The sequence below is a fragment of the Bacillus sp. HY001 genome (assembly GCF_007558965.1).
In the GTDB taxonomy this organism is placed as follows: domain Bacteria; phylum Bacillota; class Bacilli; order Bacillales; family Bacillaceae_G; genus Bacillus_A; species Bacillus_A mobilis.
The window spans coordinates 36905-52011 of record NZ_VLTE01000023.1; the positions used below are offsets into that span (position 1 = coordinate 36905).

Genomic DNA, 15107 nt, shown 5'->3' on the forward strand with positions numbered 1-15107 from the left:
TTAAAAAGCGTGCTCCTAATTTCACTTTTGTTTTTTACAATATTCTACTATTTCCTTCATAAAACTATAAGCATTAATATCTTTTGGCAATTTCTTTTTAAACAAATTTAAATAACTATATAATAAATCTTTATCAATGGTTGTTTGTGTTAAGGTATTTCCATCACCTACTAAAAAAAAAGCATCATTTATCTCTTCATTATTAATATGAAATAAACCACTTATTAAATTTTTATTTACTTTTTTTAACCTTTTATTTTCTCTCCTTAAATGTGCCAACTCTTTAACAGAGACAACCTCTTCAGAATCATCTGCATTAGTTAATAGCGAACTTGTATTTAAACGCTTTACAGCACGTTCATAAATAGAATTGTAAGTCTCCAACGACAAAGTAGCTTTACTTATTTTAAATCCTTTTTGTTCCTTCTTTTTTATTAGTAAGTCTGTAAGAAATATTTTTGACATTTTTTCACATTTCAAATTTCCTTTTATTATTGAATCAACAATCTCATCCACAGACTGTTCGATCTTTTTATAATTTTGCATAACTAATTTTTTACGAATTTCTAGAGCTTTTTTACGAACCTCTTCCATTTTTTTGAGTTTCAATCCACTTTCTTCTTCAATCCATTTCTGAAGATTAGACTTATAGTACTCTTTTTTTGACAATGTATTAACAGCTATTTGCTTGTTCGAATCATTTGGAAATAAGTCTCTTGTTGTATCCGATATCATTTTATTAGAAATATTCAGAATTCCTTTTCCATCTAAATGGCGAATGGCAGCCCTAATCCCTTCTTCTTTTTCTCTCCGAAGTAAATCATTTTTATTATTCATTTAAACACCACCCTGTTTATTTTTGAGCGATATAATAAAAGATTAATATCTTCAAATTCCCCATTCTTTTTTAATCCCTTAATATGTTTTATAATTTCTTTATCTAAATCACTCTGTCTATGCTTGAGCATTAGATGATAAGTAAATTTATCTGCCCGAGCTTCTTCCATACCAAAACCCGTTTTATTCGAAATAAGTGTTATCCCTTTAGCTGCTTCAATACTTTCAAAACGACTCACAAGGCTTAATAGAGCATTTTCCAAAATCACTTTACCTCTTTTGGATATCATGCTCCGTTTAAATCTATTGATATTATTGATTTGATAATCAATCGCTTTTATTTGCTCTACTAATATCCTAGATATATTGTCTATCTTTTCCTCACTATACTGTCCAGCTCTAAAATCCTTACACCCTAAACACGAAATACCAGTTGCTGAACAAGAAATAATTACTTCACAAGCTGTATTTTTATCAATATAGGCCTCTGCATCTCTTATCTCTATCCGATCATGCCTTTTTTCAAACTCACTTAAGTATTCATCAATATCTTTTAAGAGGACATACTCTTTTCTATTAACTTCCTTATCAATCACTTGATAATTAGAAGTAACTAATTCATTTTTTGCCCCATAATGACTATGTTCTTCCATCATTTTTGCTACTTTGAACATCATTGCTGTCGATTTTTGATACTCGTCCTGACTATTTATATTCCTATGTCCTATATAATCTTGAATTTCATATTTATTTAGACCACCATGTAATAATAACCAATTTATCTTTGCGTGTCTAAGATCATGTGTAACAAATAAAGCCTTTCTTTTTTTCAAATTCCTTTGTAAGTATGGCATTCCTTCATATAGCTCTCTATTCAAAATATCGTAATGGGAACCACACACTATCCCATTTTTTATTTGAATTTCTATTAGTCTGTTATAAACTGAAGTCTTATCGGTTTTCCCGTTCTTTCTATTAGGAAATAAAAATCTATCCTTCATCTCTAAACCATGATACATATTTTCAGCAGCTTCTATTGATTCCTTGATTATCTCAAAATGTATTAAATCAAACTCATAACGATTTTCTCCAATTTTTTCTCCCCTATGTAATTCAAATGCTCTATCATTATTCCCTTTTAAGGTTTTAATCAAAATATAAGGTTCCTTATAATCAAATGATCTTTTTACATCATCAAGCTTCAAATTACATATTTCTCCAACCCTTGCTCCAGTTAACATGATGAGCCAAATAAGACGTACATGTATAAAATGTATTTTTTCAGATTCTTTCATTTTCGAAAACCTATTTAATCTTGACTGAATAATTTCACTTCCTACTGAAGAAATTAAAGCTTTAATTCCAGTTTCCATAATTCCTGTATGATTTACATTTATGGGCTTTCTAGGTAATTTACTTGAAGAAAATAGAGAAATAATCTTTTGATTATCATACCCTTCAAACAACACATCATTATAGAACTTTAAAATATCTCTTATAGACTGAAATTTCCCATGCGCTTGAGAACTATTCACCAGTGCAAAAAAGTCTCTATGTTGAACATTTACCTCACTAATTTTTGTAATGTTGTGTTCAACACAAATCCTTGTAAGTTGAGACCAATGAGTGATTTTTACTTTTATTTTCTTAGAATCATATATTTTTTTAAATAGACACTCTTCTATAAATTTCGTACACACATCATAAAATTCCGTGTTAGTATAGCTCCCCATTTTATTATTAAAAAAAATCCTTACATCTTCCACTATATCAATAGGTTTATTAGCCCACCTTTTAGATAAATACTCTATAACGTTATCTTTTTCACTTATCAAGTTATGTTCCTTAAAAACCGGGTAAAACAGCTGTGTGAATTCATTAAATCGTTTCCCTAAATTTCTTGCTCGATTTGAATGAAGCCTGTAATAATAAAGTAGTTGTACAACGATAGTCTCCTCATCTAATGCATCCCACTTATAAAAGATTACAATAGATATAATAAACCATTTGTTTTTGTTTTCCTTAATATAATTAATATCAGGAAGTTCACTTGGCTTTAATAAGTCGTACAGATAGCATAATGCTTCAAACCTCCCCACCCCAATAAACCCTTCGGTATATATGTATTTTTCAATAAACTCTCTATTTATATCAATTCTATCGAAAATCATATTTAACAAAATATAATCCAAAAACAACTTCTTTTTTCCTTTTGAATACGAAGAAATAATAGTTTCACTTTCAACCGAAGTTAGTATTAATGGATTGATGAGTCCATCTTTGACCCATGACTCAAAACATAAATTAATATTTGGAACAAATGAACTAGACACAAACCCAAAATGTTTTCTTAGAATTTTATACTCTTCAATCGTTAGTAATCCAGCACAACGTTTACGTTTAGGAAGCTCTGATTTTACAAACTCCTTTTTTATGACTTTCCCCAATTTTCACACCTCCCCTTTTCTTTTCTTTGCAAGCATTTCCAATATTTGAGTTGGCGTGTAATTAAGTTCTTTTGTTAATCGTTCTGATAAAGAAGTAATTCTACTGCGTAAAGATTTTAAGTGGTCTATTGCTCGAATATCCCCAGAATGTAGTTTATAAATCCCTTGAATTGTTTCATTACATCTGAGAATTTCATCAATCATCATAGGAACATCTTTGTCTTGTAAAATATGATCCGCACAACTTACACACGTAATATTTTCTTTCAATTTAGGGCAACTAAAGTTAATACACATACCAAAATATGCTGCTCCCTCTGGAACAAGTCCTTTATTTCCATCTACATGTGGTAAATAATCTAAGATGTTTTTAAATGATTTATTACTAGATAATTTCTCTAAGATATCATCACCTATAATACCATAAGGTAAAGTAAGCACTTTAATCACTTTATCAATATTTGGATTAGTCAAGTCCACTTCCAAATCTCTTTTTATTTTTTCTTTTATCGAATGTGTATGCATTTTCGCATCTACATTCGAATATCGCATAACATCAGGTAAACTTTTCATAAAAATTAATTTACCTTCTGTTAATAAATCTAGTAGTGCAGACCAATTATATTCCTTTGTCATTAAATTACTTCTATGCCTCAGTAATCTCTTAACTACCATTTCTTTATATTCATAGTCGTCTCTATATTCAAAATCATAATAGCTCATACAAAAGAAAAAATACTCTGCACTTCTATGTCGTAAAGCATGAAATCTCTCTCCAGGTTGTCGAGATACATTAGCTTGTTTACAAATTTTATCTAGATGTCTCGTTAGGGTTTGTTCGCTAATATACGTTACTTTCTTATGCCTTGGATGTATATGTACAAACTGTAAAACATACTCAGCTTGTGACTTTATCTTTCCTTTTGTCCTATCTAAAATCGGCAGTGCTATTAGACTATATTGATATTCTCTTCGTATTTCCATACATTTCTCTATCATTTTAGCCGTTTCTTTTCCAATGGGTACGACACCAAACCTTTCAAATAACTTTGACCAGCCCAGCACACAAATGTGAACATCCTCTTCTTTTAAGTATGATAATGCACCATACGGGGCATTGATAACCTCACTAACCCGAACACCGCTATCTGCAATAACCCTTAGCATAGTTGTCATTTGTAATTCATTAAAATACTTGATAGTTCCTGGTTCTTCTTGAATGTTATAGTTATAAATAGCTCTTACTAATTGATCTACTTCAGCAATATCATGTTTCAATGTACCCTTTCTTATTTCTTCATTCATATCTCCTTGCTTTTTAATACTATATTCCATCACATTCAATGTTTGATCGGCAGTATTCACTGATCTATTTAGATTATTATTCCAACGATAAGTCTTGTTCTCTGATCTAATTTCATGATTTTGAAAAGGGAAGTTTACAATCAATTGTAAAAAAGCCCCCGTTTCAAATGTTGTTTTTAATTCTTGCAAAATCGTACAAAAATAGTTTACTCTTCTCCATGCTGTTTGTTTTTTTAGCCCCTTAACGGTTGCATATTCTAGATAACAATCAATCCATCTTTTTAAATTTCCAACTGTTAAGTATTCAATTTTTTTAAGATCTTTAGGCTTATGTTTCAATAATTCTTGAGCTTTTTGGTATGCATTTATTCCTCTTCGGTTCATAATCAAATAGTTTTTATACGATTTAAATACATATACTATTTCATCCTCTAATAGCAAAATTTCTTGATCATAAGAATTAATTCCTTGTAATCCCCCTTCAATCCCCAACTTTTGATAATATATATAATTCAAAGCTACTACGTCATTATTTTTTGATAGTTCAGAGTGTTTAATGCCCAACAACTTCCTTATATCAAGATCTTTAAACTCTATTTTCTCCCAATCATTTCTAATTTCACCTCCAGCATTTAGAAGGAGAACAATGACAAAATAATATAAATTATTCGTACGTTTTAATAACGTAAATTTCTTTTTCTCATTAATTAAAGATATTAGTTCTTTTTCAATTGAATCTGTATTTTTAGTGTAAGATAGTATAACTTTTACATAGCAATTGATATTTAAGCTATCTAATGTTTTTAAACTTTTCGTTTTATTAGTAGTTGTAGTGATAGAATTATAATAAAATTTTTTAAAAGTACCAATAGAAGTATTCATTTGAATTTTGATATTATGTTTTAAAGCTATACAAAATCCGATAGTATTAATACACATTGTCATGTGCGGTTTAAAATCATCCTTCCCCTTAATACTAGCTTCCACCATTTTCTTTGTTACTAGTAACGAATCTAAAACATGATCTAAACATTCTGTTATATATACAGCTATACGGTATTTATGAGTAGCATTTAATTTTATATAATCTGCCCCCTTATATTTTTCTATCTGATTTATTATTTCAATAACCTCTGCTCTGGAAATCAAATTATTTGAAACTCCCCACTGTATCTTTCTAATTGGCTTCAATATCTTTTTTCCTAACCAGTACAGTACAGTTATATTAGTATCACCTTCCATTTCCCCATTAGCTATCCAGCCATTTTGCCCTTGATATATCATAGGTGTATGGATTCTCAGTATTCTATAAAAAGTTTCTTTATTGACTCCCATTTCCGTAGCCATATCCAATATTTCCTTTTTATCTTTTATCAACTTATCTTTAATGTCCTTAAATAACATATTTTCACCTCTTTCCTATTCATCTTTCTTACTTTGTTCATAAAAAATTACTTCATTAATATTCTCTCGCATATAATTAAAAAGCTTAGTTTGAGCTTCCTTAATTACTTCACCATTTGAGAAAAAATATGTCGTTGCTGCTACAGTGGATGTAGGAACATGTCCAATTTCTCGTTTCATTAATGCATCATTATATATACAACTTTTTGTTTCTAATGTTATCCGAGCTGAAATATAGGTATGCCGAAAGGAATGTACACTCAATCCTTTCTTTTTGGCATGTTGCAAAACTCGATTGGGTATATATAAATCCCTTACTATTTTAGGCTCAATAGAACTACAAATCTTATCAAACCAATGAATTTCTACAGTTTGTGGTTCAATAGGATTACATTTATTATTTTTTAAATTTATAAAAAAATAATCTCTATTTATTTGATTATTAATGTGTTTTTCAAATAACAAATGTCTCTCTATTAAATATTGTCTTATTAAATTTCCTAACCAAGATCGATCAATTAATTTTCTAATTTTCTGAATTCTATAACTATAGATTGACGAATACTCTGGATCAAATATTGAGATTCCCTTACGCTTCTGTTCATAGTGGTAAACCATTATATCTTTTATAAATTCTGCTGGGGCTTTTTCTCTACTTTCTAAAATTAGCTCTTTTTCAAATGTTTTCTCTATATCTTCCTGTGTAATAAAGATGCTCTTACACTTAATATCTAATAAATCTGGAAGAGAAAAATAATCCTTTAATACTGTAATCCTTGGTGTCTTCGTCTTATTTTTTCTCCTAGCAGATTCATAAAGTGATCTTTTAGCAAAACGTAGTGTGAAATTAAGATATTTATTAAGGAGTATATCAATGTCTTCATCATTCTGCGGTTCATCAAACATATCTTCCCAATGAACTATAGTTTCTTCAGAGAATGGTTGATACTTATTTTTTCGGGGAATTGAAACTTTTACATTTTTAATTAGTAAATTAAGACATTCTGATACACGAGCACCAGATAACAATAAGAAAATAAAAAATAATTTTCTTTGTGAATGACTTTGTAACATATAGGATTCAAAAAATCTTTTTAATTCTGTTTCATAAAAAACTCTCTTTCTTCTCTGATTTACCATAGAATCTTCTACATCGGCTATCTTTTTTATTCTATGATTAACATCCCAAGTTACATATTCTTTTCTACTTCGAGGATTATACTCAATTGATCTTCGGGTGACCTCAGGGTTAATTATTTTATATCTATGCCACCATTCCTGTGTAGCACTTAGCCAATTTAAATATTCTAGTACATACTTTACAGTTGCTTCAATATATTTAATATTAAAACTCCATAATTGTTTGTCTTCTTTAAACTTTGTAATACGTGGGTTGTATAAGGCACTTACATTTCCTTTTTCTTCTGAATACAACCATTCATTGTACCACTCATTGTAAATTTGTTTTATTATTTTCTCATCATCAGTAATATAAGGATGAATAGGTAGAAATTCAATCTCAGAAGGATGAATACGTACCCGCTTAAACATCCTTTTGGGAATTACACTTAAATATTTTATAAATCCATTAAGTGCTGTATTAGTTAACTCCTTTTCTATATCTACACCGCATAATCTACAATAATTGTAATAGTGACATATAGCATCTGTCTCTTTTTTTAATTGTGTCTTACTTATCCCACCCTTCAATCTATACCTCAAATAATCTAGTGCTGGTTTAACTATATAATGATTAGGATGAAAAATAATCCACACCCCATTTTCATCTTCTTGAAATGTTTTATTTATCCCATGGCCGCTTTCTACATAATACATACCATTAACCTTCCTAGCACTCTTTCTTAAGTAATTAATCTCTTTCATGTCATACCTCTTCTCTTATCCTCCATTATTAATATCCAACTTCCACCAGATTAAGTTAGCGTAGAATTCATTCACATTACTATTCATAACATATAAAAAAACAATAATCAAAATAAATTTAATTTTCAAATAAATAAAGGCCTATCATTTTATCTATTCTGATAGATCCTAACTTAATAATAAGTGTCTAAGTTTTATTGTTATTTTTAAAATAGTGTATTAATCAAATGACCAATTGCCCATGTACAGTACGCTCCATTTGGAAATAACTCATTCGCTTCTACTTCTAAATATCCATCTTTCCGGCGATATTTAAACTGTGAAACAAGAGCCAAACCTTGATCTGGTTTCTCGGCAATAATTAATTTCATTTTATAACTCCCTATTCGTATTCCAGTGTTACTTTCATTGTCTATCTGTTTAGAGGCGATAATAAAACAACAATCTTATTTATCATTCGCGGGTTACCCCGGGTAATGGGATAACTATAATATTATACGCTTATTCTTTATGTGTTCACAATAGAGATACTCACATATTATTTCTCCTATAATTAAAACAATATAAATGTGAATTCAATTGTACAAAAGTTAAACTCTACAACCATATCACTTTTTTTCTACTGACATAAGCTATTATAAACTTGAAAAGGATGATGATAATATGAAAAGTCTAGTAAGTATACACGACTTATTAGCAATTATAGAGCATACCGAAGGCTGGTTATCGCCGCATGAGCAATTTGCTCTATTACACTTATCTTCAACGCTAGATCACTTAGAGGGAGATATAGTTGAAATCGGTTCCTATAAAGGAAAAAGTACAATTGCCTTAGCTCTGGGAAGTTCTCTATTGAGTAATAAAAAACGTCCAATCTACGCTATTGATCCATTCCTTGATTGTTATTACCCTTCATTTCAGTTCAACATAAATTACCACGGACTACAAGATTTCGTTATTCCAATAAGAAAGTTTAGTACACAAGCTTACAATGATTGTCCTAAATCTATCGCCGCATTATTTATTGATGGTGATCATGAATATTCTAGTGTGAAACACGACATCACTCATTATGTATCACGTGTTGTAAATGGTGGGCTCATTCTATTTCACGATTATACCGAGCAGTTTCCAGGAGTTATCAAAGCTGTAAATGAACTTTGCAATAACTCTGAATACAACATTGTTTTAACTTACGACCACCTTGTTATCATTCGAAAAACAAATTATTAAGCTCTGTTTCATTATCTTGCTTACTATCCTAACTCCTATTTATTCACAAAAAAGATGTTCAAAAGTGGACCATCCTTTCCATTCATTTTTACTATATATATTTCTCTCAAAGTAATAATACTTTTTCCCTCTGTAACTAATATGATCGTAATACTTTTTTACAGATACTCACCTACTAAAAGAACACATCACTATTTGAACATTATATCGAACTCACCTCTAATAAATTGTGCAGATAATATGCAGATATAAATAAGCATAAGTACTCTCCATATGAACATATGATGAAATGAATGATAGGACAGGGAGGTATCATAATGTTCGCTTACACATTAGCCGCCTTAACACTTTGTTGTATCTCGATTCTTATTACATCATACATTTCTAAACGTAAGGGTACCCTAATGGAGTATATGGTATTTATTATGTCTTTTAGTATGAGTACGGGTTTAAGTATCGGTTTTTATTTAGGTATTCTTTTTAAAGGTGAATTACTATATTCTACTTTGCTTGCGATTTTGATTAGTGGTTGTATCGGTTTTTTAGTCGGTCTACGTTTTCACCTATTCACAGCTTTAGAAGGAATGTTCTCTGGCTTAATGGCAAGTATGATGGGCGCAATGATTACAGAAATGTTAAACGCTCAACAGGCTCATAGTATACTGTTCATTAGTCTCTTACTTACTATAACGATTACTATGTCCTGTGTGATTCAATTGTTATCAGAGAACTTTTCTACTTTTATCCAACGGCGTTTTTTGTTATTACTTTCAATTAGCGTAGTAATTATCGTTGCCGTATTCGTAACATTCCCAGATCATACTCTCCCACCTTCACCCGGGCATGATCAACATATACATTAACACTTGGAATATAATCAACTTTATAATTAGCAGATGATTTCCGAGAAAATATCGCGGTTTAAAATGAACAAAATAAAAAGACGCTCAAACTTGAGCGTCTTTCCCGATCATTATTTCGTAACTGCTTCATCTTCTTTTACTTTTACATTCACATTATTTTCTCTCATAAACGCTTCAATCTCTTCAACTTCTCTAATGATATCTTTTGACAAGTTTTCATGTCCGTCTTTCGTTACAAGAATATCATCTTCAATACGAATGCCAATTGCTTCTTCTTCAATATAAAGACCAGGTTCAATTGTTATAACCATACCTTCTTCTAACACTCTCTCTTTATATGTTCCTACATCATGTGTATCTAAACCAAGGAAATGGCTGACACCGTGATAATAGTATTTCGATAACTCTTCGTCTTCTTGAATTAAACCAATTGCTTTACACTCTTCTGCCAGTACCTTTTTTGTATGCTCATTTAATGCAGCAAACTTTACTCCTGGCTTAATGAGTTTCGTTGTTTCTTTCAATGCTTTTAATACAATATTATACATTTGTTTTTGGCGACTAGAGAATGTTCCATTTGCCGGGAAAGTATAACTAATATCAGCATTATAGTAGTCTTTTTGAGCGCCTAAATCTAGCAGTACTAAATCACCATTTTGAATTTGTGCATCATTATCTTCATAATGAAGAACTGTAGCATTTTTTCCACTTGCCAAAATTGTATTGAACGCATGATGCTTAATGCCAGATGATTTCAGTGTGAAATCAAACTGAGCTTCTAACTCATACTCCATCATGTCAGCTTTTGCATGCTTAAGTACGTTGTAAATGCCCTCTTTCGTTACAGCAATCGCTTCTTTAATGATTTCAACTTCTTCTTCTGTTTTAAACACTCGTAATTCACAAATATTCGGATATACATTACCAATTAAAACGTGTGGATACTGTTCTCTTACATGTTTAGAAAATGCTAGCGTTTTTGTCTCCGTACCATTCCACTCACGACGCTCTAAATCTAAATATAGATGCTTCACATTTTCTGTAAAAAGTATATTTGACATTGTCTTTTCAAAGCTATCTAAATATACAACTTTCTTTATACCTGAAATTTTCTCTGCTTCTTTGTTAGAAACTGTTTTACCGACCCATTTTTCCATTACTGGATCTGACTTTTCAATGAAAAGTGTTTCTTCTACACTATTTCCAAACTTCTTCAACATGAAAATAACATTCGGTTCATCAATTCCTGTTACATAGTAAAAATTTCGATTCGGCACAAATTTATAATGTGCATCCGCTGACATATGAGGTGCTTGTCCAGCGAATAAAATAGTAATAGATTCATCTGGTAATGTGTTTACTAATCGTTCTCTATTTTGAGCAAAAAATGTTGATTTCATAATAATCCCCCTAGCGTTCTATGTATACTTATAAATATAATTACCTAATACAATTCATTCTATTATTGTTATAATTTTTCGTCAATTAATAGTGCTCATAGAGAAAGGAAAATTTTCATTTCTAGAGCCCTTTCCAATCTAAATTATGCATACTACTCCACAATTTCTTGACATTTATTCCATACACTTAAAATCTCACATATAGGAAAGGAGCTACAACTTTGAAACGTTACCTAGCAACAAGGTTAGTAATTACTTCTTTATTCATAATTTCAGGATGTTCTAGCAACGCAGAAACAGCACCAGTGAAGAAAAAAACGGTGCAATCTCAGCCCCAAAATACAGAAACAGCAACTACGATTCCGCAAAACTTCTATAAAGAAACTACATCTGAAAAAATCGAGCACATTCATGGAATTGGCTATGCAGGAAATATGCCTGGAGTTTCTATCGCCACTCATAGCGGGATAAAAGTTTACCAAAATGGAAAATGGCTTGAAACTAAGACTGAGCTACATGATTATATGGGATTTCAGGCAACGAAGAACGGATTCTTTGCCAGTGGTCATCCTGCACCAGGCGCAAATTTAAAAAATCCTTTAGGGTTAATGAAAAGTTCTGATGGCGGTAATACCCTTGAAAAGCTAGCATTCTATGGAGAATCTGATTTTCATAACCTTGCTGTCGGATACAATACGGAAGCAATTTATTTATACAATGAGCGTCCAAATTCTAAATTACAACAAGGTTTTTATTTCAGTACGAACAACGGACAAGATTGGAAAAATAGTAAGTTAAAAGGTCTTTCAAGTACGATTCATTCCTTTTCCGTACATCCGGATCAAGCTAGTGTAGTCGCGGTAAGTGCTAAAAACGGTGTTTATTTATCTACAGATTACGGAAATACATTTGAACTATTCTCTACATCACTTGAATCGACAGCAGTTACATTAAGTAATGAAGATGTTATTTACGCCCCCATCAATAAACAAATCATAACGAAGAAATCAATTGCTACAAATGCAGAGAAGAGTATACAAATACCATCTTTAGACCCTAAAGATACAATTATGTACATATCACAAAACCCTCAAAATTCAGCTGAAATAGTATTTGCTACAATGAAAGCAAATGTGTTCCTTTCTACAGATGAGGGTAAAACGTGGAAGCAGATTACGAAAGAGGGCACATTCCAATTTAATTAGAAAGGTGAATATAACGTGTTTTCAACAATTAGTGAATGGAGCTATCAACTCATGGCTCCTTTAATGGATGTCGCGAATGCTACGAAATCAGTACCTCTTTTATTTGCGTTTTTATTAGGCGTAGTAGGTACTCTTGCTCCTTGCCAATTAACAGGAAACATTAGTGCCATTACACTTTATGGCAATCACTCTTTACAAAAAGAACATACATGGAAACATATATTGTTATTCATTTTAGGAAAAATAATAGCTTTTACAACACTTGGACTATTCGTATGGTTTTTAGGAAAAGAGACTCAGCAAATATTAACTTTGTACTTCCCGTGGTTACGAAAAATAATTGGACCTTTATTAATTTTAATGGGGCTAATGTTGTCAGGTATTACTAAAGGACGAAATTTCTTCTCAATCAAGTTTAGACGGAAACAAAATGAGGTTGGCTCATTTTTACTTGGATTCTTCTTTTCCTTAGCTTTCTGTCCGACTATGTTCGTTCTATTTTTCGGAACGCTAATTCCTTTATCTTTCTCATATAATTATGGTTACTTGTTTCCACCATTCTTTTCGATAGGAACTGCTCTCCCTATCGTTATATTAATGTTCATCATCTCCTACCTTGGATTAAATGGGGCACTACTTAAAAAGAGCCGAAAAATAGGAAAAACCATTCAGCTTATAGCTGGAATACTACTCATTTTAGTTGGGCTCTATGATACTACTCTATATTGGTAATACATACAAAAGGTAAGCTACAGTGAAATGAGCTTACCTTTGTATCATTTTATTTATTCATTTTTTCTTTTGTTGTAGTTGGCTTAGTAAATTCATAACAAACGCCAGAAACAGCGGATCATTCTCTTTTCTAGGTGACCACTGCATAATAAGTTGTCGTGGAATTCTAATTTCTATCGGTTGCACAATGAAATCATTAATAATTTGCTTATGTAGTCCTGATACTGGAACAATTGTTATACCGTTAACCTGTAAAGCAAGTGCTAATGCTGAACTAATGGTCTCTGATTCCATCACTTTATTAACTACTATTTCATTTTTCGTCAAATATGGTTCAAGTACTTCTTTACAACCAGAAAGCGGCATAATAAAAGGATAATTTTTCAACTCTTTAATAGTAAGATTAGGTGGAACAAACTTTGAAGAAACCATAACATACGGATCTTCACCAATGACATCATAATGAAATCCTTGTATTAAATTTTCTTTTATAGAAATAGAAAAATCTGCACTTCCAGAAGACAACCAATCTAAAACTTCTTGGTAGCTTCCCTCTCGAACTGCAAGCACATACTGACTTTGATCAAAATTACCTAATTCGATACACTCAGCCAAACAATATACAGTAACTGAAGGGTATGTAGCTAATACAATCTTATATAAGCTTTTATTTTTCAATTTTAAAGCTGTTTCCTCAAGATTTTCATACTCGATTAGAAGTCTATCTACACAAACTAAAAATTCTTTTCCATTTTCAGTTAAAACCGTTCCTTGTCTAGAGCGATCAAATAAAGTGATAGCATATCGTTTCTCTAATTTGTTTATGATATGAGTTATAGCCGGCTGTGTCATATGTAATTCCTTAGCAGCTAAACTAATGCTATTCAAACGAGCCACGTATTTAAAAACTTTAAAATCAAAAACGTTCATTTTGTTCTCCTTATATAAAAAATATTTATATCATCTATAAATAAGCTTCATTATATTTATCAACTCACTTCATATACACTAATTATACATCATCAATATTACGAAAAAATAAACATATAAACATTAGAGGAGTGTTGATTAAATGAGTACTTACGTTTTAGTACATGGAGCATGGCAAGGTGAATGGGCATGGGAATTAGTAAAACCTCAACTAGAAGCTTTAGGTCACACCGTTATTACACTAGACTTACCTGGAAGCGGGAAAGATATGACTCCCTCCCAAAATATAACGTTAGATTCCTATGTTAATGCAGTAACAGCTACTATAAATCAACAAAATGAAAGAGTTATTCTTGTTGGACATAGTATGGGTGGAATTGTGATTACTCAAACTGCTGAACTTATACCCAATAAAATCGATAAATTAGTATATCTTTGTGCATTCTTACCACAAAACGGAGAAAGTCTTGGTAGTAAATTAAATGGAGAAACCGGACCACAATTCTCTATAAATGAGAATGACTTGACTGCTGAACTTATACCAGAGTTGATTGAACAAACATTTTTAAATGCTACAGAAGACGGCGCTATTAAAGAAGCATCTTTTAATCAAATGCGTCCTCAACCACTAGGACCGTTCCAACAAGAGCTAAAAATATCAGAAGAGAATTTTGGAACTATAAATCGGATTTATATCGAAACAACTCTAGATAGAGCGATTCCAATTGATTTTCAGCGCCGAATGAATACAGAGACCCCTTGCACGAAAATAATTACTTTTGAAGCTGATCATTCACCATTCTTTTCTAAAGCGACAGAACTTGTTAATTGCTTAAATGAGTTACGCTAAATTTCATTTAATGAAAA

Annotated in this window: 11 protein-coding genes and 1 pseudogene; 5 read left to right on the forward strand and 7 right to left on the reverse strand. The window is 31.2% G+C overall.

Annotated elements, in window-relative coordinates; genetic code table 11:
- Positions 1-21: 21 nt before the first annotated feature.
- From FOT98_RS12875 to FOT98_RS12895, 5 genes and pseudogenes are all read right to left on the reverse strand, one after another.
- Positions 22-837, reverse strand: coding sequence for a hypothetical protein (locus FOT98_RS12875; protein ID WP_071742563.1), 816 nt, complete (start codon positions 835-837; stop codon positions 22-24).
- Positions 834-3284 (reverse strand): tyrosine-type recombinase/integrase, encoded by a 2451-nt coding sequence (locus tag FOT98_RS12880; protein ID WP_071742565.1) that lies wholly within the window; start codon positions 3282-3284, stop codon positions 834-836. The genes FOT98_RS12875 and FOT98_RS12880 overlap by 4 nt, the downstream gene beginning before the upstream one ends.
- Before the next feature lie 3 nt (positions 3285-3287).
- A complete protein-coding gene (locus FOT98_RS12885; protein WP_071742566.1) occupies positions 3288-5993 on the reverse strand; it encodes a site-specific integrase in 2706 nt (901 codons plus the stop codon).
- A 15-nt stretch (positions 5994-6008) separates the two neighbouring features.
- Positions 6009-7877 carry a hypothetical protein gene (locus FOT98_RS12890; protein ID WP_071742568.1) on the reverse strand — a complete coding sequence of 623 codons (1869 nt, stop codon included), beginning with the start codon at positions 7875-7877 and terminating at the stop codon, positions 6009-6011.
- Between the two features lie 224 nt (positions 7878-8101).
- Positions 8102-8248, reverse strand: a pseudogene (locus tag FOT98_RS12895) (DNA topoisomerase); the annotation flags it as partial.
- 292 nt (positions 8249-8540) lie between these two features.
- On the opposite strand from FOT98_RS12895, the gene FOT98_RS12900 reads away from it, so the two are divergent.
- Entirely contained in the window at positions 8541-9110 is a 570-nt protein-coding gene (locus tag FOT98_RS12900; RefSeq protein WP_063260204.1) for a class I SAM-dependent methyltransferase, read from the forward strand.
- A gap of 317 nt (positions 9111-9427) precedes the next feature.
- The gene (locus tag FOT98_RS12905) at positions 9428-9973 is read left to right on the forward strand and encodes a hypothetical protein (RefSeq protein WP_063260203.1); all 546 of its coding nucleotides are present in this window, start codon (positions 9428-9430) and stop codon (positions 9971-9973) included.
- Between the two features lie 110 nt (positions 9974-10083).
- Here the strand turns inward: FOT98_RS12905 and FOT98_RS12910 are convergent, their stop codons facing one another.
- Entirely contained in the window at positions 10084-11373 is a 1290-nt protein-coding gene (locus FOT98_RS12910) for an aminopeptidase P family protein (RefSeq protein ID WP_063260202.1), read from the reverse strand.
- 221 nt (positions 11374-11594) lie between these two features.
- Between FOT98_RS12910 and FOT98_RS12915 the strand changes: the two genes are divergently transcribed.
- Both FOT98_RS12915 and FOT98_RS12920 read left to right on the forward strand, forming a co-directional pair.
- The gene (locus tag FOT98_RS12915; protein WP_063260201.1) at positions 11595-12578 is read left to right on the forward strand and encodes a F510_1955 family glycosylhydrolase; all 984 of its coding nucleotides are present in this window, start codon (positions 11595-11597) and stop codon (positions 12576-12578) included.
- 15 nt (positions 12579-12593) lie between these two features.
- A complete protein-coding gene (locus FOT98_RS12920) occupies positions 12594-13310 on the forward strand; it encodes an urease accessory protein UreH domain-containing protein (protein ID WP_220389059.1) in 717 nt (238 codons plus the stop codon).
- Positions 13311-13367: 57 nt separating this feature from the next.
- On the opposite strand, the gene FOT98_RS12925 is transcribed toward FOT98_RS12920, so the two are convergent.
- On the reverse strand, positions 13368-14240 hold the full coding sequence (locus FOT98_RS12925) for a LysR family transcriptional regulator (RefSeq protein WP_063260200.1): 873 nt from the start codon (positions 14238-14240) through the stop codon (positions 13368-13370).
- Between the two features lie 142 nt (positions 14241-14382).
- Here FOT98_RS12925 and FOT98_RS12930 point away from each other — a divergent pair, with 142 nt between their 5' ends.
- Positions 14383-15090, forward strand: a complete 708-nt coding sequence (locus FOT98_RS12930) for an alpha/beta fold hydrolase (RefSeq protein ID WP_063260199.1) — start codon at positions 14383-14385, stop codon at positions 15088-15090.
- Positions 15091-15107: the final 17 nt, after the last annotated feature.

What these genes read in the sequence shown, in the direction of transcription:
- FOT98_RS12875 (WP_071742563.1), bottom strand. Translation starts at nt 837, where the DNA reads ATGAATAATAAAAATGATTTACTTCGGAGAGAAAAAGAAGAAGGGATT.
- FOT98_RS12885 (WP_071742566.1), bottom strand. Translation starts at nt 5,993, where the DNA reads ATGTTATTTAAGGACATTAAAGATAAGTTGATAAAAGATAAAAAGGAA.
- FOT98_RS12890 (WP_071742568.1), bottom strand. Translation starts at nt 7,877, where the DNA reads ATGAAAGAGATTAATTACTTAAGAAAGAGTGCTAGGAAGGTTAATGGT.
- FOT98_RS12900 (WP_063260204.1), top strand. Translation starts at nt 8,541, where the DNA reads ATGAAAAGTCTAGTAAGTATACACGACTTATTAGCAATTATAGAGCAT.
- FOT98_RS12905 (WP_063260203.1), top strand. Translation starts at nt 9,428, where the DNA reads ATGTTCGCTTACACATTAGCCGCCTTAACACTTTGTTGTATCTCGATT.
- FOT98_RS12910 (WP_063260202.1), bottom strand. Translation starts at nt 11,373, where the DNA reads ATGAAATCAACATTTTTTGCTCAAAATAGAGAACGATTAGTAAACACA.
- FOT98_RS12925 (WP_063260200.1), bottom strand. Translation starts at nt 14,240, where the DNA reads ATGAACGTTTTTGATTTTAAAGTTTTTAAATACGTGGCTCGTTTGAAT.
- FOT98_RS12930 (WP_063260199.1), top strand. Translation starts at nt 14,383, where the DNA reads ATGAGTACTTACGTTTTAGTACATGGAGCATGGCAAGGTGAATGGGCA.